The following is a 23,997-nucleotide window of genomic DNA, read 5'->3' on the forward strand; positions in this document are numbered from 1 at the left end:
ACTCAGAGCGCGAACCGCGCCCCGTACCGTTCCGCCAGCTCCGCCGCCCGGGCCGCGAACCCCGGCGTCTGGTCCCGGAACCGCAGCGGCCCGCCCGTCCACGGCGGGAACCCGATCGACAGGATCGCCCCCACGTTCACGTCCGGGCCGGCCGCGACGACCCCCTCCTCGACGCACCGGAGGGTCTCGACCGTCTGCGCGTACAGCAGCCGCTCCTGGATCTCCTCGAAGGCCACGGCGGGCGGGGCGCCGGGCGGGGCGCTGAACGCCGCCAGCCCCGGCCACAGCGTCTTCGGCTCGTCCTCCGGATAGTCGTAGAACCCGCCGCCCGTGGACCGGCCCCTGCGGTCGAACTCCTCGACCATCCGGATCAGCACCGCCTCGCCGGGGTGGTGCGGGTAGGCGAACCCGTCGCGTTCGGCCGCCTTCAGGGTCTCCTGGCGCAGCTTGTACGGCAGGGTCAGCGTCACCTCGTCGATCACGGCGAGCGGCCCGACCGGGTACCCGGCCTGCTGGGCGGCCTGCTCGATCGTCGCGGCGGGTACGCCCTCGCCGAGCAGCGCGAGCCCTTCGAGGACGTAGGCCCCGAACACCCGGCTGGTGAAGAAGCCGCGCCGGTCGTTGACGACGATGGGCGTCTTCTTGATCTGGAGTACCACGTCGTAGGCCCTGGCCAGGGTCTCGTCGCTCGTCTTGTCGGCGCGGATGATCTCGACGGGCAGCATCTTGTTGACGGGCGAGAAGAAGTGCAGGCCGACGAAGTTCTCGCTCGCCCGGACGGCCGTGGCCAGTTCGGTGATCGGCAGCGAGGACGTGTTGGACGCCAGCAGCGCGCCGGGGGCCACGACGGGCTCCAGTTCGGCGAACAGCCGCTGCTTGAGGGCGGCGTCCTCGAAGACGGCCTCGATGACCAGGTCGCAGCCGGCGAGGTCGGCCAGGGAATCGGTCGCCTGCACCCGGTCCATGATCTCCGGGGTGCGGCGCGCCATCCTCGCCACCGCGGCCTTCCCGCGCTCGGCGGCCTCCAGGGTCACGTCCTTGAGCACGACCTGCATCCCGGCCTTGGCACAGGAGAACGCGATGCCGGCGCCCATCATCCCGGCCCCCAGGACGGCCGCCTTCGTGGCCTTCCAGCGCGGCGGGCCGACCGGGCGCGAGGCCCCGCTGTTGATGGCCTGGAGGTCGAAGAAGAACGCGCCGATCATGTTCTGGGCGATCTGGCCGGTGGCGACGCTGACGAGGTACCGGCTCTCGATCCGCAACGCCGTGTCGACGTCGACCTGTGCGCCCTCCACGGCGGCGGCGAGGATCGCCCGGGGCGCGGGGTAGTTCGCGCCCTTCAGTTCCCGGCTCAGCGTCGCCGCGAAGGCCGGCAGCGTGCCGGCGAGCTTCGGGCTGGACGGGGTGCCGCCGGGCATCCTGTAGCCGGGCCGGTCCCAGGGCTGGGAGGCCTCCGGGTCGGTCAGGATCCACTCCCGGGCCCTGGCCAGCACCTGGTCGGCGGGGGCGAGCGCGTCCACGATCCCCGCCTCCAGGGCGGCGTCGGGCCGGTGCCGGGTCCCGCGCAGCAGGACGTTCATCAGCGCGTCGGCGAGTCCGAGCATCCGCACCGTCCGGGTCACGCCGCCCGCCCCGGGCAGCAGGCCGAGCATGACCTCGGGCAGCCCGTACTCCGCGCGCGGGTCGTCCGAGGCGATCCGGTGGTGGCAGGCCAGCGCCAGTTCCAGGCCGCCGCCGAGGGCCGTGCCGTTGACCGCCGCGACGACGGGCTTCCCGAGGGTCTCCAGCCGGCGGAGGTCGGCCTTGACCTCGGTGAGCATGTCGAACAGCGTCCGCGCGGAGCCGGCGCCGAGGAACTCGGTCAACTCGGCGCCGGCGAGGAAGGCCCGCTTGCGCGAGGTGACGATGACGCCGCGCAGGTCCTGCTCGGCGGCCAGCCGGTCGAGTGAGGTGCGCAGCGAGGCCCGGAACTCGGCGTCCATGGTGGGCACGGCGCCCTCGCCGTCCAGGGCGAGGGTGACGATGCCGTCCGCGTCGCGGTCGTAGTGGAAGAAGGTCATCCGTCAGATCCGTTCGATAATCGTCGCGACGCCCATGCCGCCGCCGACGCAGAGGGTGATCAGTCCGTAGCGCTGGCCGCGCCGCTCCAGCTCGTCGAGGACGGTGCCGACGAGCATCGCGCCGGTCGCGCCCAGCGGGTGGCCGAGCGCGATGGCCCCGCCGTTGACGTTGACCTTCTCCGGGTCGATCTTCAGATCCCGGACCACCTTCATGGGTACGGCCGCGAACGCCTCGTTGATCTCCACCAGGTCCATCTGGTCGATGGTCAGGTCGGCCTTCGCGAGGGCCTTCTCTATGGCCGGGATCGGGCCGGTGAGCATGATGACCGGGTCGGCCCCGCTGACGGCCACGGACACCACCCGGCCGCGCGGGGTGAGCCCGAGTTCCTGGCCGGCGCGGGCGCTGCCGACGAGGACGAGGGCCGCGCCGTCCACGATGCCGGAGGAGTTGCCGGGGCCGTGCACGTGGTTGATCCGCTCCACGTGCGGGTACTTCTGCAGCGCCACCGCGTCGAAGCCGCCGACCTGGCCCATCACCTCGAACGAGGCGGGCAGGTTGCCGAGGCCCTCCAGGGTGCTCTGCGGCTTGATGAACTCGTCGTGGTCGAGGATGGTGAGGCCGTTGCGGTCGAGCACCGGCACCAGGGACTTGTCGAACCGGCCCTCCGCGCGGGCGGCAGCGGCTTTGCGCTGCGACTCCAGCGCGTAGCTGTCGACGTCGGTGCGCGAGAAGCCCTCGATGGTCGCGATCAGGTCCGCGCCCACGCCCTGGGGCACGAACCCGACCTGGTGGCTGGTCTCCGGGTCCGCGTACCAGGCGCCGCCGTCCGCGCCGATCGGCACCCGGGACATGGACTCCACACCCCCGGCGAGGATCAGCTCGTCCCAGCCGGAGCGGACCTTCTGCGCCGCGATGTTCACGGCCTCCAGGCCCGAGGCGCAGAACCGGTTGAGCTGGGTGCCGCCCACGGTCACGGGCAGCCCGGCGGCCAGCGCGGCGATCTTCGGCAGCACGCTGCCCTGGTCGCCGAGCGGGGACACGATGCCCATGATCACGTCGTCGATCCGGGCCGGGTCGAGCCCGGGGTTGCGGTCCAGGGCGGCCCGCAGCAGGCCCACGGCGAGGGTCACCGGCTTGACCTCGTGCAGGGAGCCGGTCTTCTTGCCCCGGCCGCGCGGGGTGCGCAGCGCGTCGTAGATGAATGCCTCGGTCATCAGAGAAACCTCGCTATGAGTTCTTTCATGATCTCGTTCGTCCCGCCGTAGATCTTCTGGACTCTGGAATCAACATATGCCTGTGCGATGGGGTACTCGGCCATGTAGCCGTACCCGCCGAACAGTTGCAGGCACTCGTCGACGACCGCGCACTGCTGCTCGGTGGTCCAGTACTTGGCCATCGCGGCCGTCTGGAGGTCCAGCTCCCCGGCCAGGTGGGACCGGACGCAGTCGTCGACGAACACCCGGGCGACCCGGGCGGCCGTGGCGCACTCGGCGAGCTTGAACCGGGTGTTCTGGAATTTGATCAGCTCCCGGCCGAACGCCTCGCGCTGCTTGACGTAGTCGATGGTCAGGGCGAGCACCCCCTCGATCACGGCCACCGCGCTCACGGCGATGATCAGGCGTTCCTGGGGCAGCTGGGTCATGAGCTGGGCCATGCCGTCGCCCTCCTCGCCGAGCAGGTTGCCCACCGGCACCCGCACGCCGTCGAAGGCCAGTTCGCAGGTGTCCTGGCCGTGCATCCCGATCTTGCGCAGCGGCCGGCCGCGGGTGAACCCCGGAGCGGGGCACTCCACCACCAGGAGCGAGAGCCCGCCCGGGGCCTGCACGACCACGATCACCAGGTCACACAGGTACCCGTTGGTGATGAACATCTTCGAGCCGGTCAGGACGTAGTCGTCCCCGTCCCGCTCGGCCTTCGTCGCCACGGCCTGGAGGTCCGAGCCGGTGCCCGGTTCCGTCATGGCGATCGCCCCGACCAGCTCCCCCGACGCCATGCCGGGCAGCCAGCGCCGCTTCTGCTCCTCGGTGCCGTACTCCACCAGGTAGTGCGCCACGATCCCGCTGTGCACGGCGTTGCCGAAGCTGGAGTCCATGGCCCGGGCCTGCTCCTCCAGCAGCACCGCCTCGTGGGCGAACGTGCCGCCCCCTCCCCCGTAGGCCTCCGGCACGCTCAGGCACAGCAGCCCGGCGGCCCCGGCCTTCCGCCACAGGTCGCGGTCGACGTGCCCCTGTTCGGCGAACCGGCCCTGGTGCGGGGTCGACTCGCGGGCGAAGAACACCCGGGCCAGGTCCCGCAGCTGGTCAAGATCAGACATACAGGGCCTCGATCTCCGATGAGTACTTCGCGTGGATGGTGCGCCGCTTCACCTTCAGGGTCGGGGTCAGCTCGTCCCCGGAGGGCTGCCAGTCGGCGTCCAGGACCACGTACCGCTTGATCTGCTCGACCCGGGACAGCCGCCCGTTGGCCCGCTCCACCGCCGCCGCCACCTCCCCCGCCACGTCCGCGTGCTCCGCCGCCAGATCGGGATCCAGCACGAGCAGCGCCACGTTGTACGGCCGGCCGTCGCCCACGCACACCGCATGCCCGATCAGCGGGCTCGCGGCCCTCAGCTGGCCCTCGATGTTCGCCGGGGACATGTTCTTGCCGGCCGCGTTGATGATGAGCTCCTTCTTGCGGTCGACGATGGACACGTACCCGTCGGCATCGATCTTTCCGATGTCCCCGGTGCGCAGCCAGCCGTCGGCGGTGAACAGCGCGGCCGTCGCCTCGGGGTCGTTGCGGTAGCCGCGGACCAGGATGTCGCCCCGGCAGAGCAGTTCGCCGTCGTCGGCGAGGGCGAGCTCCAGCCCCGGGTAGGGCTGGCCGATGGTGCCGCGCCGGACCGCGCCCGGCCGGTTCACGCACGCCCCGCCGGAGGTCTCGGTCAGGCCCCAGCCCTCCAGGATCTCGATCCCGAGGCCGGCGAAGAAGTCGAGCACCTCGACCGGGGTCGGCGCGGAGCCCACGATCAGCCACCGGCACGCGTCGAGCCCCATCCGGGCCCGGACGGCCGCGCCGACCTCGGGGGTGAGCTCGGCGGGCAGCACGGGTTCGAGCATGGCGCGCAGTTTCTGCCAGAGGCGCGGGACGGTGAACAGCACCGTGGGCCGGACCTCCGGCACCGTGGCCAGCAGTTCGTCCACCGAGGCGCAGCAGGTGACGGTGCCGCCGTTGACCAGGATGGCCGTGTAGTGCGAGATCCACCGGTCGGCCAGGTGCGCCATCGGCAGGTACGAGACGGTCCGCCCGCCGGCCGTGATGCCCAGCGCCCGGTGCGCCCCGTTGATCTGGGCCAGGACCGTGCCGTGGTCGAGCTCGACGCCCTTCGGCGGCCCGGTGGTGCCGGAGGTGTAGATCAGGGTCACCAGGTCGCGGGGCCCGACCTCGGCCTCGACGAACCCGTCGCGCTCCAGGGCGGCCAGCTCGTCGACCAGGAGCACGGTGGGCACCCCGGCGGCCCGGACCCGGTCGGCGAACCGCGGCTCGGTGACGACGATCCGGGGTCCGGCGTCGGCGAACAGGTGCGCCAGCTGCTCGGGCGAGCTCGTGTTGTACACCGCGAACGGCACCGCGCCGAGCAGCATGGCCGCGATGTCGACGACGTGGAACTCGGGCCGGTTGACCAGCATCGTCGCGATCGTGTCGCCCCGGCGCAGCCCGAGGGCGGCGAGCCCGGCGGCGAGGCGCTCGGCCCGGCGGACCAGCTCGGAGTACGTGAGTTCGAGGGTGCCCGCGGCGTCGCGGACGGCGATCTGGTCGGGGCGGGCGGCGGCCGTGATCCGCAGCGCCGCGCAGAGGGTGGGCGCCGCGAGGGCCGCGGGGTAGGCCTCTTCCGGTTCCATCCACGGTCTCCTCGTCGGTTCGCAAACAGTCTAGACTGCATGTGTTTTCTAGCACAGGCCGAGCCACGGAGGAAGACATGCCCGGACCGCTCTCCGGATTGAAGGTCGTCGAACTCGCCGGGATCGGCCCCGCGCCGTTCGCCGCGATGCTGCTGGCCGACCTGGGCGCGGAGGTGATCCGGCTGGAACGCCCGGAGGGACACCTCCGGCTGGGCGAACCCGAACACGACCTGCTCAACCGGGGCCGGCGGTCCGTGGCCGTGGACCTCAAGCACCCCGACGCCGCCGCGCTCGTGCTGTCGCTGGTCGCGGGCGCCGACGTCCTTCTGGAGGGCTTCCGCCCCGGGGTCGCCGAACGGCTCGGTGTCGGCCCCGAGGAGTGCCTCGCCGCCAACCCCCGGCTCGTCTACGGCCGGATGACCGGCTGGGGCCAGGACGGGCCGCTCGCGCACACCGCCGGGCACGACATCACCTACCTGGGGCTGTCCGGCGCTCTGTCCGGGGTCGGGCGGGCCGGCGGGCCGCCGCAGGTGCCGATCAACCTGGTCGGGGACTTCGGCGGCGGGGCCATGTTCCTCGCCGTCGGCGTGCTCGCCGCCCTGTTCGAGGCGGGCCGCTCCGGGCGGGGCCAGGTGGTCGACGCCGCGATCGTGGACGGCTCCGCGCTGCTCACCACGATGGTGCACGGGCTGCTGCACGGCGGCTTCTGGCAGGACCGGCGCGGCACCAACCTCATCGACACCGGCGCCCCGTTCTACGACGTCTACGAATGCTCCGACGGCGGCCACGTGGCCGTGGGGGCCCTGGAGCCGCGGTTCTACGCGGCGCTGCTCGCCGGTCTCGATCTGGAGGACGCGCCCGACCGGCACGACCCGTCCGAGTGGGCCGCCCTGCGCGCGGTGATCGCCGCCCGGTTCGCGACCCGGACCCGCGACGAGTGGGCCGCCGTGTTCGCCGACTCCGACGGGTGCGTGGCACCGGTGCTGACGTTCCTGGAGGCCCCGGACCATCCGCACCTCGCCGGGCGGGGCACGTTCGTGGCGCACGACGGGGTGGTCCAGCCGGCCCCCGCGCCCCGGTTCTCCCGCACGCCCGGGGCACTGGGCCGCCGGCCCGCCCGGCCCGGGGAGCACACGGTCGAGGCGCTGCGGGAATGGGGCGTGCCCGACATCGAGGGGCTGCTCGCGTCCGGCGCGATCATTCAAACCTGACCCGACGGGTACGCGGGCCCGCGCGCCGGAACCGCCGGCCCGGAGTCCCCGCCCGGCGGCCACGGCGCGCCCGGAAAGCCGCCCGCCCGGGTGACCGGGTGCCCGGCCGGAGCGCCGCGCGCCCCTCGTACCCGTCGGGGGGTTCTAGGGTTTCGCGGCCTCGCGCAGCGTCTGCACGGCCATCCGCTTCCACGTCTCCAGCAGGTGCGCCCGGCGCTTCGGGTCCCCGCCGAGCAGCTCGTCCACCGCGATCCCCCGGTGCAGGTCGATCGTCAGCCAGCCGATCGTCTCCACCACCTTCGGGTCGGCGGTCCCCGCGTACTTCCGGCACAGCTCCAACGTCGCGTGCGCCAGGGTCCGGTCCACGGGCAGCATCACCGCCCGCAGCTCCGGGTCGTTGGCGCACGCCACCCACAGCTCGATCGACGCCTTGGCGAGCGGGCCGGAGAAGCCCTCCCACATCAGGTCGATCAGGGCCTCCATCCGGTCCGGGCCCTCGGGCAGGTTCTCGCCGACCAGGAGCACCCGTTCCGTCTGCCTGCGGGTCAGGTGCTCGATCGCGGCCGCCATCAGGCCGGCCTTCGTCGGGAAGTGGTGGAGCTGTGCCCCGCGCGACAGCTCCGCGCGGGTGCACACCTCCTGCATGGACGTGCGGGCGTACCCGATCTCGATCAGGCTCTCGACCGTCGCGTCGAGGAGCCGTTCGCGGGTCCGCTCACTGCGTTCCTGCCGGTTGGACGTCATGCCCGTCAGTATTACGCGGCGACGGCCACCGCCGCGCGCACCCGCCGCGCGGCCACGTCGTCCGCCGGGCACCGGCCCCGCACCGTGTACCGCTGCGCGAAGTCCGCCACCCGCTCCCGGATGTCGGCGGGCGCGCCGAGCCGGTCGAGCCCCTCGAGGGCCAGGTCGAAGCAGGCCGTGGCCGCCTCGGTCAGCCCGGGCTCGCCCAGGCCGCGCCGGGCCGCCGTCACCCAGTCGTGGTTCCGGCGCAGCGACCGGAGCGGGCGCACGACCTCGGCGGCCCGCTCGGCGGTCACCGCGTCGTCCATCAGGCCGGTGACCAGCGCGACCGGGACGACCCAGTTCTCGCCGTCCTGCTGGTCGATCATGCGGAACTCCAGGTACCCGCGCGGGCGCACCGGCGGGACCAGCGTGCCCAGGTGCATCTCCAGGTCGATGTACGTCGCCGGGCGCGGGCCGCCGCCGCGCAGCCAGTCGCGCATCGTCAGCCCCTCGGGGGCCGTCCAGTCCGCGCCGTCCTCGGAGGCGACCACGGACACCTTCGCCGCGAGGGCGTAGCGGGCCCACTCCTTGCGCGGGTCGTCCGTCATCCGGGGCGCGCGGGTCCGGCCGGAGTCCATCGCGAACCGGAGCACCTGCCGGGTCGAGCGCCACCGGTGCCCGCCGGCCGTACCGGGCGAGTTGGCGAAGATCGCCAGCAGCATCGGGCCCATCGCGTCGGCGAGCCACCAGCGCCGCCGGTAGCCGAGCCAGCCGTCCGTGTCGTCCCCGGAGTCCAGGCACACCTGCACCGAGGCGGAGTTGCACGCCACGACCCGGCCCTCGGGGCCCGAGCGGTCGTTGAACCGTTCCAGGGCCTCGTAGCGGGGGGTGTCGAGCACCCGGAACGCCGGCCGGAGCATGTCCAGCCCGCCGCCCTCCAGGCGCAGCCCGGCGGCCTCCACGGCGGCGGTCAGCAGCGCCATGTCCGCGCGGGTGTTGGCGACGCACTCGGCGAGCGACGCGCCGACCCCGGAGCTGAGCTCCAGCTGGCCGCCCGGCTCGATCGTGATCCGGCCGCCACCGGGCAACGGATCGGGCAGGTCACGCACCGCGTCGCGCAACCGGTCGGGCGCCGGCCGGGACAGCGGGGCGCTCGGGTCGCGCACCAGCCATTCCAGCTCAGTACCGACCGAACCCACAGAACCGGCGCGGAACCCCGCGCTGGCCACATAGGCCGTAGCTTCTTTCTCGGACAGCATGTTCTGGATCAGCACTGCGTTCACCGCCCCCTCCTGCGGACCGACTGAATGCGACGACATGACGCCTCACGGCACACGACGTGAGAGGTGTGCTCTATTAGCGGGCTCGGAAGCCATTTTGTCCAGCGACACCACCGATAATCGGCGCGTCTCCGGTTCGTGTCCCCAAGCGTCGCTCGGTTGGCACCACCCGGCCACCGTCACGCCACTAAGAAAGAACCACGAAACTGTAAACACCACGTGCCGGACCGTCGCCCCGGAGGCACCCGGAGGGGTGCGATCCGACCACACGACAACGATCCAGCCGCCGGAACGGCACGGCCACCGGGGCAGTCCGGTCCACCCCGCGCGCGGCCGCGGGCGTACCAGACTGTGGGACCGTCGCCATCATGACGGCTGGACCCGGAAAGGTCGAGTCGGCCAGACGGGTCGTATCCGCGCAGAGACGCTTTGCCGTATGCCCAGCACCTGGGAAAAACGCCACCTTCTTAACCACTCCGCCGACAAAGATCGAGTCGGCCGATTGGTTAAGCGGGCGCGCCAGCGTACCTTGCCAGAATGAGACGCAGGTTCGTGCTGGTGGCTCTTGCGGTGGGGGCTCTGGTCACCCTCGCCTGGGCCGTGCCGCTCGCGGCCGTCGCCTACCACTCGACCCGCACCCAGGTGCTGTTCCAGGCCGAGCGGGACGCCGACGCCCTGGCACAGTTCGCCCACACGACGGCGGACCCTGCCGAATTCCGCAAAGCACTCGCGATGCTGCCCGCCGAGCGCCAGACCCGGCTGGGCATGACCCTGCCCGACGGGACCACGATCGGCGGCGGCCGGCACGCCTCCGACGACGACTTCCTCCGCGCCCGGGTCAGCAAGAGCTCGATCACCGTGTCCACCCCGAAGGGCACGTCCTACCTGACGGCGATGGACGGCGTGGTCGTCGAGGGGTACGTGCCGCACGCCACCCTCACCCACGAGATGCGGACCGCGTGGGGACTGCCCGCCCTCCTCGGCCTCGTCCTGCTGGTGATCGCGTGCTTCGTGGCCTCCTGGATGGCGCGGGGCGCGGTCCGGGCGAGCGAGGAACTGGCGTTCGCGGCCCGGCGGCTCGGGGCCGGCGACGTGCACGTCCGGGTGGTCCCGGGCGGCCCGCCGGAGATCGCCACCGCCGGGGCCGCGTTCAACGAGATGGCCGAGCGGCTCCGGATCCTGCTGGCCAACGAGCGCGAACTGCTCGCGGACCTGTCGCACCGGCTGCGTACCCCGCTGACCGCCCTGCGGTTGAACGCCGAGGCGCTGCCGCCCGGCCTCGAACGCGACCGGGTGCTCGACGCCGCCCGGCAGACCGAGCAGGAGCTCAGTTCGATCATCGAGGAGGCCCGGGAGCCGCTGCACGACGTGGAGCCGGCCCGGTGCGACATCGCGGCGGTGGCCGCCGACCGGACCAAGTACTGGGCGGTGCTCGCCGCCGACCAGCGCCGCGCCTGGCGGGGCAAGGGCCTCACCGGGCAGGTACCGGTGGCCGTGGGCCGGGCCGACGCCGCCTCGGCGCTGGACACCGTGCTCGGCAACGTCTTCCAGCACACCCCGCCCGGCACGGCCTACCAGGTGTCCGTGCTCGCCGGCGAGGACCGGGTCCGGCTCGTCGTGGACGACGCGGGCCCCGGGATCGGCACGCCCGACGAGGCGATGCTGCGCGGGGTGAGCGGCGGGGAGTCCACCGGACTGGGGCTGGACATCGCGCGCCGGGTCGCGGAGTCGACGGGCGGCGCGCTGACCGTGGGGCCGAGCCCGCTGGGCGGAACCCGGATCACGCTCGCGTTCCGCCGGTAGGCGGGGACCGGAGCCGCATCGGGCACGCGCCCGGCACCGGACGCCCGCGGGCGCGTGCGACCGGGCCCGGGCGGGGCTACTCCGGCGCGACCAGCTTGACGCCCACGCCCCGCACCGTGTGCAGGTACTTCGGCTGGGCCGCCGACTCCCCCAGCTTCCGGCGCAGCCAGGACACGTGCACGTCGATGGTCTGGTCGTCCCCGCCGTACGGCGTGTGCCAGACCTCCGTCAGCAGCTCGCGCCGCCCGACCACCCGGCCGGGCCGGGCCGCCAGATAGGCCAGCAGGTCGAACTCGCGCTTGGACAGCCGCAGCGGCGTGCCGTCGAAGCTGGCGTCGCGGGCCCCGAGGTCCAGGCGCAGGCCGCCCACCTCGATCAGCTCGGCGGCGTGCTCGCGGGGCGTGGCCCGGCGCAGGACGGCCGAGATCCGGGCGGCCAGGTGGTCGGCGGAGAACGGCTTGATCAGGTAGTCGTCCGCTCCGGCGTTGAGCATCCGGATGATTTCGTACTCCGTGTCACGGGCTGTCGCGATCAGAACCGGCACCCGGGACACGGCGCGGATCATCGAGAGCGTGACGGACCCGTCGAGATCGGGCAGCCCAAGGTCCAGCACGACGACATCGGGGTCCCATCCGGTCACCTCCCTGATACCCGTCATGGCCTCACCGACAGCGCGGACCACATGGTCACGCTGAGTAAGGGCACGAACCAGAGCCACGCGGATCTCCGCGTCATCCTCAACCAGCAGCACCCGGGCCATAATGTGACCGTAATCTAGGGTTGCCTTTGGGCCAAGGTTCGGGAGAATAACGACGTGCGTCGTGCTCTCGGCATTGTCGCCGCCTGGACCTCCGTCACTGTCGTGGCGGTGACCGTGGCGTGGCTCGGCGTGCGCGCATCTCGGCCGGCCACTCTCGCCGATGTCCCACATTTCCCGATTCCTGCCGCTCGGCCTTCACTCAAAGTAGTAGCTACGCTGCCGCCAGTGACGCCCCCGCCGCCCCGCATCGGCGGGCCCGCGGGCCCCACCAGGACTCCCGGCGTGCCGACGCCGTCCGCTGGGCGGACGCCGGGCAACACCCCCTCGCCGACGCCGACCATGAACATCCTGGTCGACGAGGGCACCACCCCCACCCCGAACACCAAGACGACGCCGAAAACCACCCCGACTCCGGACATGAAGGCGACTCCCACCCCGGAGACCACATTCGGGCCGAACCGGGCGACCGTCGCGCCGACGACGTCGAGCGCGGCCCCGAAGGTCCGCAACGCCTCCACGAGCGGCGGCTCGGCGATGTTCTACTACTCGGCCGGCAAGGTGGACCTCATCGAGCTCGCGCCGTGCAGCGGGTACTCGTACGAGGCGTACCGGCTGGAGGCGGACTACATCGTGGTCCGGTTTGTCGGGTACGATCACGTGAGTACGATATATGCCTATTGGTCGAAGTCGCGCCAGCCGACCGTAACAGTGTACGAAGAGGACTATTAGTCCGTTTTCTCGGCACGCGACGTTTTTGCCGCACCCCGTGACTTCCGTCGGCACGGCCCGTTGGTCCCCGTGATCAACAATCCCCGGCCCTGGAGGTCTGTCCCATGTCGACGGTCCGTGTCCGTCGTACCGCCCCGGCGCTGCTCGTCCTGCTGACCGGCGTGCTCGCGACCCCGACCTCCGCGCACGCCGGCGCCGCCCCGGTGTGCCACCCCGCCCCCTACACGGCCTCCGCCGACGCGACCCTGTTGCACCTCGGCCTGCTCGACCTGCGCCCGCTGGGTGTCGGGCTCCCGCCCCTCGCCGACGCGCGGGTCGCCACCGCGCACGCCGACGTCGACAGCACGCGGCGGACCGCCACGACCGCCGAGGCCCGGTACGCCGACGCGCAGATCCTCGGCCTGTCCGTACCGCTGCCCGGCGCGGTGGCCCGCCAGACCGCGCCCGCCGACAACCCGCGCCCCGTCAGCACCGTCGCCCGGGCCCTCGACGCGGGCGGCCTGGTCGGCGCGCGGGTCGGCGAGTCCACCGCCTCCGCCCGGTGGCAGGACGACTACGGCTGTGGCCGCCTGGCGGCCCTCAGCGCCGCGGGTACGGCCGTGACGAGCGCGGAGGTGCTCCAGGGTGGGGCGCCGCACCTGCCGCTCCTGGAGAGCCTCCTGGGCGGCGTGACCCGCCCCACCCCGCTCGTCCGGATCGGCTCCGTCGCCAGCGCCCGCACGGCCACCGAGACGGTCCGGCTCCCCGGCGGCGGGGTCGGCGTCTCCGCCACCGCCGCCACCGGGATCGCCGACGTGTCCCTGTTCGACCAGATCCGGGTCCGGGTCCTGCACCAACCGAGCCTGACCGTGGTCTCCGCGGCCCGGCGGTCCGAGGCGGCGGTCCGCTACGACGCGCCGCTGCTGGAGGTCACCCTGCCCGGCGGCCAGGTCCAGCGGCTCGACACCCCGGAGGCCACCGTCGACACCACCGTGGCCGCCCGCGCGCTGCCCGCCCGGATCGTCTCGGACCGGGCCACGGCGGTGCTCGGCGTGCGGCTCAGCGTCGGGCAGGTCACGTCCGAGGTCACCGACCGGGGCGCGGTGCGCGCCGCGGCCGCCACCCTGCGGCTGCGGGTCACCCTGGCCGGGGCGACGGTCGCCGACCTCGGACTGGGCCTGCTGTCGGCGGCGGCGACCGCCCCGGGTTCGCAGGGCTCGACCCCCACGCCCGGGACCCCGTCGGAATCCGGGTACCCGCACCCGACCGGCACGCCCGGGCACCCCTCCACCGGCACGCCCACCCCGCCCGGCGGCGCGAACTCCCCGACCCCGGTGGTGCTGTCGTCCGGCGGCGGCGGGCTGCCGGTCACGGGCGCGCAGATCGCCGGGTACGCGGCCGGCGGGCTCGCGCTGGTCGGCGGCGGGCTGCTGCTGCTCCGGCTCGCCCGGCGCCGGCGGAACGGCTTCGAGGCGTAGCGGCCCGGTGCCCCGGCCGACGGCACCGGGGGCACGGCGGGCGGGGCGCCCAGGCCCCGTACCCGGAAAAAGGGGGTGTGGTCCGGCGGACATCGTGTCCGCCGGACCACGTCCACGCCCGCCTAGGGTTCGCTGGGACAGATGCCGTCTTCGATGAGGGGGAAGCCATGCCTGAGCTGCGCCCGGCAGGGCTCATAGGCTCGGTGGAAAGGGCTCTCGGGGTACTCGAGGCCATCGCGGAATGTGGTGACGGGGCCAGCGCCAAGGCCGTCGCCCGCAGGACCGAACTGCCCTTACCCAGCGCGTACCGGATGCTGGGCACCCTGCACTACCACGGTTACCTGATCCGCAACGACGACGGCAGCTACGGCCTCGGCGAGCAGCTCGCGACCCTCTACGAACACTGGTACCGCAAACTCGACCTCGACCCGGCCGTCCGGCTGATCCTCCGCGACGTGCACAAACGGGTCGGCGCGCCCGCCTACTTCGGCCGGCTCCGCGACGGGGCCGTCACCGTCGTGGACGCGGTGGACTGCCCCGAGACGCCGCGCGCCCCCTTCACGACGGCCCGGCTGCGGTCCGTCGGCGAACGCAGCGCCCTCGGCCGCGCCCTGCTCAGCGCGGTCAGCGACGAGGAGCGCCGCGAGTACCTCCGCGACCGCTCGCCCGACGCCCGGCTCGCCCACGTCCTGGCCACCGCCCGCCGGACCGGGGTCGCCTCCGACGTCGGCGAGTTCCTCCCGCCCCACGCCGCGATCGCCGTGCCGGTGCGCTCCCCCAACGGGCACCTGCACGGGGCGCTCGCGGTGACGGTGCCCGTCCTCGAGTACGCCGACCGGCGCGCCGAGGTCGAACGCGTCCTGCGGCAGTGCGCGCTGACCCTGATCAAACTGCTGACCGTCGAGTAGGGACAGTCATTCATCAACTGAACACGACTTATCAGCACAACAGGAGATTCCAGTAAAGTTTGAGGATGACCTACGCCGACCGTCTGCGAGCGGCCCGTGAGGGTCTCGTCACCCGGCTGGCCACGATCGGTCCACTCTGGGTGCTCGACGACGTCGAGGCGGGGGTGGTGACGCTGCGCCAGTCCGCGGGCTCGGACCGCCAGGTGACGGTGCAGGCGCTCGGCGGCAGCGTCCGGGGGTACTCCTACCAGGTCCAACTGCTGGTCCGGCAGATCGACGGCAGCTGGACGGTGTCGATCGGGCCGAAGTCGTTCTCGTATCCGGGGCACGCGATCTGGTTCGCGACGACCCTGTTGAACAGTTACGGCTGAGGCCCCGCCGGACCCGGCGCGGTGCGGCTACCTCCGGTTGCGCCGGCGCGGCCGGGTGAACGTGTGCGTGCGGACCTCCACCGGCAGCCCGAGCGCCGTCAGATCCCCCGCCAGCGCGCGCGGGTCGACCTCCAGCCGGGACCGCGACCGCTCCGGCCCCCGGCCCACGTCCAGCTCCACGGAGACCCCGGCGGCGTGCGGCTCCCGGCCGTCCTGCACGTGTTCGACGAGGACGATGCCGTGCAGCCGGGCCACGGGCACCAGCTCGGACCGGCCGAGCCGGACGACCCGGACCTGGGTCGGCGCGTCGGGCGGGGACAGCTCCAGGCGGCAGATCTGCCGGGCGCCGACGACGGTGAGGACCAGGTAGTAGCCGAAGAGGATGAGGCCCAGGGCGGTCAGCGCGTTGGCCGTGCCGCCCGAGTGGCCGGGGAACAGCCGGAACAGGCCGGCGATCACGCCGACGGGCAGCGCCGCGAGCACCGCGGCCACGAGGGTGCCGACGACCAGGTAGCGGGCCAGCGCGCCGGAGGTGCCGCCGCCGGGACGCAGGACGAGGTGCACGCCGTCATCCCGGTGCCGCAAGACCATCGCCCCACAGTAACGCGCCCGCTACGCATGTCCACCGTGGCGCTCAGGGTGCGGGTGGCAGGTCCGCGCGCGAGGCCACCCCGAGCTTGCGGATCGCCGTCGCCACGTGCTGTTCCACCGTCCGCGGCGACAGGAACAGCACGTCCGCGATCTCCCGGTTGGTCTGCCCGGCCGCCGCGAGCGCCGCGACCTCCCGTTCCCGGGGGGACAGCAGCCTGCCGTAGCCGGGCCGGCCGCCCCGTTGCGCGGGCACCACGCCGTGCACCCTCAGGGTGTACCGGCAGCGCGCCGCGTCCCACCCCGCCCCCAGCAGCGCGAACCGCTCGGCGACCGCCCCCAGTTCCGCGAGCCCGGCCGTCCGGTCCGCCGTCAGCCGGCCCGGCGCGTCCGCGGCGCCCGGGGTCGCGGCGTTCCCGAGCCGGTCCCGGGCGGCGGCCTCGGCGGACAGCGCGGCCTCGTACGGCCGGGGCAGGGCCGCGTAGCGCTCCTCGGCGGCGGCGTACTCGCCCCGGCAGTACGCCAGGGCCGCCATGGCCAGCGGCGCGTCCGCGCCCTCGATCGCGGCGGCGTACTCGGCCACCAGGGCGTCCACCGGCCGGCCGGCCCGGCGCAGCGCGGTCACCGCCCACGGCAGCAGCTCAGCCGCCCAGGTCCAGATGCCCTTGAGCCGGACCCGGGCCACGGCCTCGTCGGCGAGCCGGGCCGCCCCGGCCACGTCGTCGTTGCCGAGCAGCAGCCGGACCTGCGCGCCGGACGCGGCGGCGACCACGGGGACGGAGGCCTCGTCCGCCCAGCCCAGCCCGGACGCGTGCAGCCGGGCGTCCGCCTGGGGCCGGTCGCCCCGGGCCAGGGCGAGCAGGCCGAGGACGAGGTTGCCCTCGGCGGCCCACCACTGGTTGGCTGCCCGGTCGACCTCCGCCGTGACCCGTTCGGCGAGCCCCGACCAGTGGCCCCGGGCCCAGTCCAGCCGGAACGCCGTCCCGTTCGAGGCCGTGTCGTACGGCCGGACGGCCAGCAGGCTGCCGGCCCGGAGGAAGTCCTCGGCCGCCCGGTAGTGCCCGAGCCAGGCGGCGGCGTCCGCGAGGTTGCTCAGCCCCCGGCACACCTGTCGGCGGCGGCCGGGTTCGTCCCCGAGCGCGACGAGCCGTTCGGCGACCTGCCACGCCTCCGGGTCGCCGGTGACCATCAGCAGGGCCGCCTGGTTGGCCAGCACCGCCGTACTGACCGCCGGGTCCTCGTCCCCGCACGCGGCGGCCCGGGCCAGGTACTCCCGGTGCGCACGCAGATCCCCCGGCGGCATGTACGGGAACCCGAGCGCCGCCAGCGCCCGCGCGGTCAGGGGCGGCTCGGCGGGGGTCTCCCGCAGCGCCTGGTCCAGGACCCACCGGCCCTCGCCCTCGTGGCCGAGCCGGTCCATCAGGACGGCACCGAGGTCCGAGCCGAGTTCGGCGCGCGCGGCGGCCGGCAGCCGCGGGTCCTCGATCATCCGGCGGAGCAGCTCCAGGTCGTCCTCGGTGCTCTCCGCCAGCAGGTCGCGGAGCAGGCCGACCACGACCTCCAGGTCACCGTCGGCCAGGCAGCTCTCGGCGGCCTCCTCGGCGAACCGGAGCCAGTCGGCACGCTGGCCCCCGAGGCGGCTGTGCCGGGCCAGGGCGGCGGGCACCCCCCGGTCGCGGAGGGCCGCCGCCGCGCGCAGGTGCATCCGCCGCCGGACCGGGCCGGGGACCAGGGCGTAGCCGGCGTGGGCGGCCAGCGGGGACCGGTACCCGTAGCGGAGTCCCGGGTGTTCCACCAGGATCCCGGCCTTCAGCGCGCCCAGCAGCCCGTCGGCACCCGCGACGGCGGCCAGGGTGTCCTCGGGGGCCGGGTCGTGCAGCACGGCCGCCGCCTGGGCCGTGGCGAGGGCGGGGCCGCGCAGCCGGGCGAGCCGGGCCCCGACGAGCGCGGCCAGGGTGGGGGCGTCGCCGTGCCGGAGCAGCTCCGCGATCACCCCCGCGACCCCGCCGCTGGCGGCGACCAGCACCTGGGCGGCCGGGTCCCAGCGGGCGACGTCGGCGGCGGTGAGCGGGGCGAGCCGGACGGTCGTGCACGGTAGCGGGGTGGTCACCAGGCCGAGCGGGGAGCCGGGGGCGGGGAGTTCCTCGGGGCGGTAGGTGACGACGAGGCGCAGGTCGCGCGGCGGCCGGGCCAGGACCCAGCGGAGCAGGTCGCGGGAGTCGGGGTCGAGCCACTGGGCGTCCTCGACGACGACGAGGCCGGTCAGCAGGGTGCGGAGCCGGCGCATCGTGGCGAGCCGGTCGGCCCCGGCGTCGGCGGGGACGACAGCGGCGGTTTCAGACCGAGCGGAATCCGGTCCGGCCGCCTCGAACGGCGCCCACGGCACCGGCCGGTCCAACGGCGGACACGCCAACCTCAGCGCCGGACGGTCACCGAGCCACTCACGGAGCAGTCGGGAGGTCCCCGCCCCCGCCTCGCCCTCGACGAACACGACCCACGACCCGACCGGCGTCGTCGCCCGCAGGGTGGCGAGGACGCCGTCGCGGCCGACGAACGGAGTCGTAGTCATGGATCCGTCCACCTAACCACAGGAGTTGTTCACGTGTCCCCTACGGATGGATACCCGGACCATCGAACCGGGAGCATCCTCCCAGGTAGGTGTCGCACACCCGCCTCGGGCGCCTCCCGCACCCGGCCCCGCACACGCACTGGCGGCCGGGCCCTCGGCGGGTGGGCGAGCACGGTGCCCCCGTCGCACTCCGCAGCGGCGGCGGGGGCATCCGTCGCGTCACGGGCACAAACCCCATTTTCCGGGTACGCCGCGGCACCGATCCGCACTCCGCCGGTCATACGTGGACCGCACGGTGACAAGGTCCCCGCATCCTGAGCGTGCGACGATGCACGTCAATACAATGGGTCATGGGGCCGCGACGCAACGTGATCAATTCGTCCTGTGGGGACTGTGTGGAATCGTGGCGCTACAGGCCCTCTGGCTTGCGAATATGCGTCTACCTGGGCACTTGTAGATCTTCGCGCGGCAGTGAAAGGATTTGTTAAAGAGCGAACCAGGACGGGCGACGTGGTTGGTCGCCGGGACGCCCGTCCCGATTCTCACGGAAGAACTGGAGCCACTCGTGGAGCAGCGTCCATTCAACGCCTCCCCTGTCTATCACGGGGAAACCCGCCCCGCCACGTGGCCGGTGGGCAAATGGCAGGTCGTCCGCACCCGGCTGCCGCGCGACGCCGCCGGCAGCGAGCTCGTGCTGGAGTGCACCGAACTGCGGGACCGGGGCCAGGCACTGGCCATGTTCGACCGCTGGCGGGACGATCCGGCCGTGGCGGCGGGCGAGCAGCGGATCAAGGTCGTCGAACTCGAGTCGTGAGCCGTTGGGGGCCCACGACCCGAGCGTCCGCGGGCCGGGCGGAGAGCCCCGGCCCCGTCTGTCAGCCGAGCAGCAACATCGGCCGTTCGACCCGGTCGGCGACGTAGCGCAGGTAGCCGCCGGCCACCCCGCCGTCGCACACCCGGTGGTCGAAGGTGAGACCCATCTGGGTCACCTTCCGCACGGAGAGCTGACCGTCCACCACCCACGGCTTGTCGATGATCCGGCCGACGCCGAGCATCGCCGCCTCCGGGTGGTTGATGATCGGGGTGGAGCCGTCGACGCCGTACCCGCCGTAGTTGTTCAGCGTGAACGTGCCGCCCGTCATGTCCGCGAGGCCCAGGCGGCCGGCGCGGGCCAGCTCCACCAGGCGGACGATCTCGTCGGCCAGTTCCACCGTGGACCGCAGGTGCGCGTCCCGGATGACCGGCACCACGAGGCCCCGCTCGGTCTGCGCGGCGAACCCGAGGTTCACGTACGGCAGCCGGACGAGCTCGTCGCCGTCCACCTGCGCGTTGAGCTGCGGGTAGCGCAGCAGGCCGGCGACCGTGATCCGGGCGAGCAGGGCCAGGACGCCGACCCTGTGGTCCGGGTAGCCGGCGGCCAGCTCGTTCTTCGCGTTCATCAGGCCCGTGGCGTCCACGTCGACCCAGGTGGTGGCGTCGGGGATCTCGCGGCGACTGCGGGTCAGCCGGTCGGCCATGGCCTTGAGCTGGCCCTTGATCGGGACCCGCTCGTCGAGCAGACCCAGACGACGGGTACCGGCCGGAGCGGTCGCCTGCGGCACCACCACCAGCGTCGGCGCCGGGACGCGGGCCGCCTCGATCGCGGACTCGACGTCCCGGCGGGTGACGATGCCACCGAGGCCGGAGCCTGCGAGGGTCGCGACGTCGACCGCGTTGTCGGCGGCCAGGCGGCGGACGATGGGCGAGATGACGAGCGGGGCCCGCTTCCCGGCCACGGCGGTGCCGGTGCCGTTGACGCCGGGGGCGCCCGCGACGGCGGCCGCTCCCGTGGCCGTGGCGGTGGCGCCCGCGCCGGTGGTCGTCGTGCCGCCCGGGGCGTGGCCGGCCGGGACCGCGCCCAGGCGGCGACGGCGGCGGCCGGTCATCTCGGCGGTGCCGTAGCCGACGAGGACGTTGCCGGAGCCCTTGGACTCGGGGGCCTTCGCGCCGGCCCGCTCCTCGTCCCGGTAGGTGTCGGGCGTGACCCGGCCGTCCGGGGAGCCGATCGTGATCAGGGGCTTGCCGACGTCCACGACCGAACCGGCCGCGCCGTGCAGTTCCAGCACCGTGCCCGCGTAGGGGCACGGCACGTCCACGGCGGCCTTCGCCGTCTCGACCACGACCACGATCTGGTCGATCCCGACGGTGTCGCCGACCGCGACCCGCCACTCGAGGACCTCGGCCTCGGTCAGCCCCTCCCCCAGGTCGGGAAGGTTGAACACGCTGGTCATCGGGACCCCACGAACGGGACGTCGTCCCACTGGAGCCGGGCGATGGTGTCCAGTACCCGGTCGACGCCGGGCAGGTGGTGGTGCTCCAGCTTCGGCGGCGGGTACGGGATGTCGTAGCCGGCCACCCGCAGCACCGGGGCGGCGAGGGCGTGGAAGCAGCGCTCCTGCACCCGGGCCGCCATCTCCGCGCCGACCCCGGCGAAGCCGGACGCCTCGGTGACGACGACACAGCGCCCGGTCTTGCGGACGGACGCCTCGATGGTCGCGTCGTCGTACGGGTTGATGGTGCGCAGGTCCACGACCTCGACGCTCCACCCGTCCTCGACGGCGGCGTCGGCGGCGGCCATCGCCACGGGCATCGACGGCCCGTAGGCGAGCAGGGTCACGTCGGTGCCGGCCCGGCGGACCTCGGCCTTGCCGAACGGGGCGGTCGCTGCCGGCAGGGACACCTCGTCCTTGGACCAGTACAGCTTCTTGGGCTCGAGGAAGACGACCGGGTCGGGATCGTTGATCGCCTCGCGGAGCAGCGAGTACGCGTCCGCGACCGTCGACGGGGCCACGACCTTCAGCCCGGGGGTGTGCGCGTAGTACGCCTCGGAGGAGTCGCAGTGGTGCTCCACGCCGCCGATGCCGCCCGCGTACGGCACCCGGATGACGATGGGCAGCGTGATCGCGCCGCGCGTCCGGTTCCGCATCTTGGCCACGTGCGACAGGATCTGCTCGAACGCCGGGTACGCGAACGCGTCGAACTGCAGCTCCACCACCGGGCGGAACCCGGCCATGGCCATCCCGATCGCGAAGCCCATGATGCCGGCCTCGGCGAGCGGGGTGTCGAAGCACCGGTCCTCGCCGAAGTCCCGGGTCAGCCCGTCGGTGATCCGGAAGACCCCGCCGAGCGCGCCGACGTCCTCGCCGAACACGACCACCCGGTCGTCGTCCTTGAGCGCGTCGCGCAGGGCGGTGTTGAGGGCCTGGGCCATGGTGACGGTCGGCGCGGCCAGGGCGGCGGTGGTGCTCATTCGGCGGCCAGTTCTTCGAGGAGCTGCGCGCGCTGGGCGACGAGCTGGGGGGTGGGCGTGGCGTAGACGTGCTCGAACAGGTCGGTCGGGGTGAGGACCGGGTCGGCGTTCATCCGCTCGCGCAGGTTCGCCGCGTACACCTCGGACTCGTCCTTGATCCGGGCTTCGAGGGCGTCGTCGAGCGCCCCGACGGACCGCAGGTACGCGGCCAGCCGCGCGACCGGGTCCTTGGTGCGCCACTCCTCGACCTCGCCGGCCTCCCGGTAGCGGGTGGCGTCGTCGGCGTTGGTGTGCGCGTCGATCCGGTAGGTGTGCGCCTCGACCAGGAACGGGCCGTTGCCGCTGCGGCCGTGCTCGACGGCGGCGAGCATCACGGCGAGCACGGCGACCGGGTCGTTGCCGTCCACCCGCTCGGAGCGGACGCCGTAGCCGACGCCCTTGTAGGCGAGCGACGGGGCCTTGGTCTGCTTGGCGAGCGGGACGCTGATCGCGTACCCGTTGTTCTGCACCAGGAACACGACGGGCGCGCCGAACACGGCGGCGAAGTTGAGCGCCTCGTGGAAGTCGCCCTCGCTGGTCGCGCCGTCGCCGATGAACGCGAGCGCGACGGAGTCGTTGCCCTTGCGCTTCTCGCCGTAGGCCACGCCGGCCGCGTGGATGGTCTGGGTGGCCAGCGGGGTGCACTGCGGGGCGGTGCGCCAGGCGGCCGCGTCGTAGCCGCAGTGCCAGTCGCCGCGCAGCAGGGTCAGCGCCTCGACCGGGTCGATGCCCCGGGTGGCGAGCGCGACGGACTCGCGGTAGGTCGGGAACATCCAGTCGTCGGCGCGCAGGGCGAGCACGCCGCCGACCTGGCAGGCCTCCTGGCCGTGACTCGACGGGTACACGGCGAGCCGGCCCTGCTTGGTCAGCGCGGTGCACTGCTGGTCGAAGCGACGACCGACGACCATTTTCCGGTACGCCTGCGTGAGCAGCTCGACCGGCGGCTCGCTGTAGCCGTGGTGCTCGTCGACGCGGGCGCCCCGCTCGTCCAGGAAGCGGATGGGGCGCTCGGCGGGCAGCAGCGCGCTGGCGGCCTTGGCCTCCGGACTGGTCTTGGCGACCGCCCGTGCCGTGGTCCTCGGCGACTTGCCCCGTGTCGACGTCGTTGTCATATCCGCATGGTGCCGCGTTTCGAGACGCCTGATCAACCTGGTCTCCCAGGTCGCGACAATCGGCTAGGCTCGACGGTTGTGAGCGACCAATCGTCTTTTTCCGTGCCGGACAAACCGGATACCGCGAGACCTCTGGATGACCTGGATCACAGGATCCTGACCGAGCTGGCCGTCGATGGACGGCTCTCGATGCGCGCGCTCGCCGAGAAGTTGCACATCTCCCGCGCCAACGCGTACGCCCGGGTGGACCGGCTCGTCGCCGACGGGGTGATCCTCGGCTTCGGGGCGCGGCTCAACCCCGAGCGCGCCGGACTGGGCACGCCCGCGTACGTGATGGTCACGATCGAGCAGAACACCTGGCGGGAGGTGGTGGCCCGGCTGCGCGTGATCCGGTACGTGGACCACATCGCGCTCGTCGGCGGCGACTTCGACATCCTCGTACTCGTCCGGGCGCCCGACAACGCGGCGCTGCGGCACCTGGTGCTGGAGAAGATCCAGGAGATCCCCGGGGTGAAGGGGACCAGGACGTGGCTGGTGTTCGACGAGGCCACGGGCGCGGGGCCGCACTAGCCCGGGGCCAGGGACCCCACGAGAGCGGGAAGCGCCACGGGTCGGCGCACCAGGCCAGGCGCGCGTGGCCTCAGCAGGCGCGCCGGTCAGCGGCGGAGCAGGCTGTTCGGGCACAGGTCCACGGTGAAGGGCTCCGTGATCCGCAGGGACTCGTCCCCCTTGGCGACGGCGTGCTCCGTGTAAGCGCCCGACTCGAGTCGGTAGAGCTTGAGCACCAGATCCCCGCCTTCGGTCTCGACGAGCAGGTACCACGGAATACCAGCCTGCGCGTAGACGTGGAACTTGACCACCCTGTCGTTCCCCGGATTACCTGGGGAAACAATCTCCGCGACGAACCGGACGTGTTCCGCCTCGACCGGGTCCGCGGGGACGTCATCGATGACGACGACATCAGGAATGCAGATCCGATCCTGCCGCAGCCTGAGGTTGATGGCCTCATTGACCTCGAACTCAGCCGCGACGGCGGTTTCCAGGTGGTTCGCCAGTCGCCGGGAGATGGCCTGGTGCACCCGGCTGGCGGACGGACTCCCGATCAGGCTCCCATCGAACAGTTCGATCCGGTTGAGCGTCTCGCCCAGCGCGAAGTAGGACTCTTCCGTCCAAGGCTGATTCGAGTGGTCGAACACCTCGGCGACGCTCATCG

21 protein-coding genes are annotated in these 23,997 nt (G+C 73.2%); 8 read left to right on the forward strand and 13 right to left on the reverse strand.

Features of this window, described 5'->3' with window-relative positions:
- Positions 1-2: 2 nt before the first annotated feature.
- Genes PT931_RS34650 through PT931_RS34665 form a run of 4 tightly spaced genes read right to left on the reverse strand, consistent with a single transcriptional unit; the run spans position 3 to position 5,942 of the window.
- The gene (locus tag PT931_RS34650) at positions 3-2,060 is read right to left on the reverse strand and encodes a 3-hydroxyacyl-CoA dehydrogenase NAD-binding domain-containing protein (protein WP_456249944.1); all 2,058 of its coding nucleotides are present in this window, start codon (positions 2,058-2,060) and stop codon (positions 3-5) included.
- A gap of 3 nt (positions 2,061-2,063) precedes the next feature.
- Entirely contained in the window at positions 2,064-3,275 is a 1,212-nt protein-coding gene (locus PT931_RS34655) for an acetyl-CoA C-acetyltransferase (protein ID WP_456249945.1), read from the reverse strand.
- Positions 3,275-4,375: an acyl-CoA dehydrogenase family protein gene (locus PT931_RS34660; protein WP_456249946.1), complete on the reverse strand. Its 1,101-nt coding sequence runs from the start codon at positions 4,373-4,375 to the stop codon at positions 3,275-3,277. The genes PT931_RS34655 and PT931_RS34660 overlap by 1 nt, the downstream gene beginning before the upstream one ends.
- Positions 4,368-5,942, reverse strand: a complete 1,575-nt coding sequence (locus PT931_RS34665) for an AMP-dependent synthetase/ligase (RefSeq protein WP_456249947.1) — start codon at positions 5,940-5,942, stop codon at positions 4,368-4,370. The genes PT931_RS34660 and PT931_RS34665 overlap by 8 nt, the downstream gene beginning before the upstream one ends.
- 77 nt (positions 5,943-6,019) lie before the next feature.
- On the opposite strand from PT931_RS34665, the gene PT931_RS34670 reads away from it, so the two are divergent.
- Positions 6,020-7,153, forward strand: a complete 1,134-nt coding sequence (locus tag PT931_RS34670; RefSeq protein WP_456249948.1) for a CaiB/BaiF CoA transferase family protein — start codon at positions 6,020-6,022, stop codon at positions 7,151-7,153.
- Positions 7,154-7,297: 144 nt separating this feature from the next.
- Here PT931_RS34670 and PT931_RS34675 read toward each other — a convergent pair whose 3' ends face one another.
- Positions 7,298-7,897, reverse strand: coding sequence for a TetR/AcrR family transcriptional regulator (locus PT931_RS34675; RefSeq protein ID WP_456249949.1), 600 nt, complete (start codon positions 7,895-7,897; stop codon positions 7,298-7,300).
- A gap of 11 nt (positions 7,898-7,908) precedes the next feature.
- A complete protein-coding gene (locus tag PT931_RS34680) occupies positions 7,909-9,162 on the reverse strand; it encodes a glutamate-cysteine ligase family protein (protein ID WP_456249950.1) in 1,254 nt (417 codons plus the stop codon).
- 534 nt (positions 9,163-9,696) lie between these two features.
- On the opposite strand from PT931_RS34680, the gene PT931_RS34685 reads away from it, so the two are divergent.
- Positions 9,697-10,962 (forward strand): sensor histidine kinase, encoded by a 1,266-nt coding sequence (locus tag PT931_RS34685; protein ID WP_363726183.1) that lies wholly within the window; start codon positions 9,697-9,699, stop codon positions 10,960-10,962.
- Positions 10,963-11,038: 76 nt separating this feature from the next.
- Here the strand turns inward: PT931_RS34685 and PT931_RS34690 are convergent, their stop codons facing one another.
- Entirely contained in the window at positions 11,039-11,722 is a 684-nt protein-coding gene (locus PT931_RS34690; RefSeq protein ID WP_197004746.1) for a response regulator transcription factor, read from the reverse strand.
- Positions 11,723-12,004: 282 nt separating this feature from the next.
- Between PT931_RS34690 and PT931_RS34695 the strand changes: the two genes are divergently transcribed.
- The 4 genes from PT931_RS34695 (at position 12,005) to PT931_RS34710 (ending at position 15,187) form a co-directional block, all read left to right on the forward strand.
- Entirely contained in the window at positions 12,005-12,451 is a 447-nt protein-coding gene (locus PT931_RS34695) for a hypothetical protein (protein WP_456249951.1), read from the forward strand.
- 104 nt (positions 12,452-12,555) lie between these two features.
- Entirely contained in the window at positions 12,556-13,908 is a 1,353-nt protein-coding gene (locus PT931_RS34700; protein ID WP_456249952.1) for a hypothetical protein, read from the forward strand.
- A gap of 167 nt (positions 13,909-14,075) precedes the next feature.
- Positions 14,076-14,816: an IclR family transcriptional regulator gene (locus tag PT931_RS34705; protein WP_456249953.1), complete on the forward strand. Its 741-nt coding sequence runs from the start codon at positions 14,076-14,078 to the stop codon at positions 14,814-14,816.
- Positions 14,817-14,881: 65 nt separating this feature from the next.
- Complete coding sequence (locus PT931_RS34710) at positions 14,882-15,187, forward strand: hypothetical protein (RefSeq protein ID WP_456249954.1); 306 nt, start codon at positions 14,882-14,884, stop codon at positions 15,185-15,187.
- Between the two features lie 27 nt (positions 15,188-15,214).
- On the opposite strand, the gene PT931_RS34715 is transcribed toward PT931_RS34710, so the two are convergent.
- Together PT931_RS34715 and PT931_RS34720 are read right to left on the reverse strand one after the other, a co-directional pair.
- Positions 15,215-15,778 (reverse strand): hypothetical protein, encoded by a 564-nt coding sequence (locus PT931_RS34715; RefSeq protein ID WP_456249955.1) that lies wholly within the window; start codon positions 15,776-15,778, stop codon positions 15,215-15,217.
- 43 nt (positions 15,779-15,821) lie between these two features.
- Positions 15,822-18,344, reverse strand: a complete 2,523-nt coding sequence (locus tag PT931_RS34720) for a LuxR C-terminal-related transcriptional regulator (RefSeq protein ID WP_456249956.1) — start codon at positions 18,342-18,344, stop codon at positions 15,822-15,824.
- Positions 18,345-18,975: 631 nt separating this feature from the next.
- Here PT931_RS34720 and PT931_RS34725 point away from each other — a divergent pair.
- Positions 18,976-19,158, forward strand: coding sequence for a hypothetical protein (locus PT931_RS34725; RefSeq protein ID WP_456249957.1), 183 nt, complete (start codon positions 18,976-18,978; stop codon positions 19,156-19,158).
- Between the two features lie 61 nt (positions 19,159-19,219).
- Here PT931_RS34725 and PT931_RS34730 read toward each other — a convergent pair whose 3' ends face one another.
- Genes PT931_RS34730 through pdhA form a run of 3 tightly spaced genes read right to left on the reverse strand, consistent with a single transcriptional unit; the run spans position 19,220 to position 22,784 of the window.
- Complete coding sequence (locus PT931_RS34730) at positions 19,220-20,614, reverse strand: dihydrolipoamide acetyltransferase family protein (protein WP_456249958.1); 1,395 nt, start codon at positions 20,612-20,614, stop codon at positions 19,220-19,222.
- Positions 20,611-21,633, reverse strand: a complete 1,023-nt coding sequence (locus PT931_RS34735) for an alpha-ketoacid dehydrogenase subunit beta (RefSeq protein WP_456249959.1) — start codon at positions 21,631-21,633, stop codon at positions 20,611-20,613. Before PT931_RS34735 ends, PT931_RS34730 begins: the two co-directional genes overlap by 4 nt.
- A complete protein-coding gene (gene pdhA / locus PT931_RS34740) occupies positions 21,630-22,784 on the reverse strand; it encodes a pyruvate dehydrogenase (acetyl-transferring) E1 component subunit alpha (RefSeq protein WP_456249960.1) in 1,155 nt (384 codons plus the stop codon). Before pdhA ends, PT931_RS34735 begins: the two co-directional genes overlap by 4 nt.
- 132 nt (positions 22,785-22,916) lie before the next feature.
- Here pdhA and PT931_RS34745 point away from each other — a divergent pair, with 132 nt between their 5' ends.
- Complete coding sequence (locus PT931_RS34745) at positions 22,917-23,354, forward strand: Lrp/AsnC family transcriptional regulator (RefSeq protein ID WP_456249980.1); 438 nt, start codon at positions 22,917-22,919, stop codon at positions 23,352-23,354.
- An 86-nt stretch (positions 23,355-23,440) separates the two neighbouring features.
- Here the strand turns inward: PT931_RS34745 and PT931_RS34750 are convergent, their stop codons facing one another.
- The gene (locus tag PT931_RS34750; RefSeq protein ID WP_456249961.1) at positions 23,441-23,995 is read right to left on the reverse strand and encodes a Uma2 family endonuclease; all 555 of its coding nucleotides are present in this window, start codon (positions 23,993-23,995) and stop codon (positions 23,441-23,443) included.
- Positions 23,996-23,997: the final 2 nt, after the last annotated feature.

The organism is Longispora urticae (genome assembly GCF_053902585.1).

Coding starts and splice junctions, on each gene's coding strand:
- PT931_RS34650 (WP_456249944.1), bottom strand. CDS start 2,060: ATGACCTTCTTCCACTACGACCGCGACGCGGACGGCATCGTCACCCTC.
- PT931_RS34655 (WP_456249945.1), bottom strand. CDS start 3,275: ATGACCGAGGCATTCATCTACGACGCGCTGCGCACCCCGCGCGGCCGG.
- PT931_RS34660 (WP_456249946.1), bottom strand. CDS start 4,375: ATGTCTGATCTTGACCAGCTGCGGGACCTGGCCCGGGTGTTCTTCGCC.
- PT931_RS34665 (WP_456249947.1), bottom strand. CDS start 5,942: ATGGAACCGGAAGAGGCCTACCCCGCGGCCCTCGCGGCGCCCACCCTC.
- PT931_RS34670 (WP_456249948.1), top strand. CDS start 6,020: ATGCCCGGACCGCTCTCCGGATTGAAGGTCGTCGAACTCGCCGGGATC.
- PT931_RS34675 (WP_456249949.1), bottom strand. CDS start 7,897: ATGACGTCCAACCGGCAGGAACGCAGTGAGCGGACCCGCGAACGGCTC.
- PT931_RS34685 (WP_363726183.1), top strand. CDS start 9,697: ATGAGACGCAGGTTCGTGCTGGTGGCTCTTGCGGTGGGGGCTCTGGTC.
- PT931_RS34690 (WP_197004746.1), bottom strand. CDS start 11,722: ATGGCCCGGGTGCTGCTGGTTGAGGATGACGCGGAGATCCGCGTGGCT.
- PT931_RS34700 (WP_456249952.1), top strand. CDS start 12,556: ATGTCGACGGTCCGTGTCCGTCGTACCGCCCCGGCGCTGCTCGTCCTG.
- PT931_RS34705 (WP_456249953.1), top strand. CDS start 14,076: ATGCCTGAGCTGCGCCCGGCAGGGCTCATAGGCTCGGTGGAAAGGGCT.
- PT931_RS34710 (WP_456249954.1), top strand. CDS start 14,882: ATGACCTACGCCGACCGTCTGCGAGCGGCCCGTGAGGGTCTCGTCACC.
- PT931_RS34715 (WP_456249955.1), bottom strand. CDS start 15,778: ATGGTCTTGCGGCACCGGGATGACGGCGTGCACCTCGTCCTGCGTCCC.
- PT931_RS34720 (WP_456249956.1), bottom strand. CDS start 18,344: ATGACTACGACTCCGTTCGTCGGCCGCGACGGCGTCCTCGCCACCCTG.
- PT931_RS34730 (WP_456249958.1), bottom strand. CDS start 20,614: ATGACCAGCGTGTTCAACCTTCCCGACCTGGGGGAGGGGCTGACCGAG.
- PT931_RS34735 (WP_456249959.1), bottom strand. CDS start 21,633: ATGAGCACCACCGCCGCCCTGGCCGCGCCGACCGTCACCATGGCCCAG.
- pdhA (WP_456249960.1), bottom strand. CDS start 22,784: ATGACAACGACGTCGACACGGGGCAAGTCGCCGAGGACCACGGCACGG.
- PT931_RS34750 (WP_456249961.1), bottom strand. CDS start 23,995: ATGAGCGTCGCCGAGGTGTTCGACCACTCGAATCAGCCTTGGACGGAA.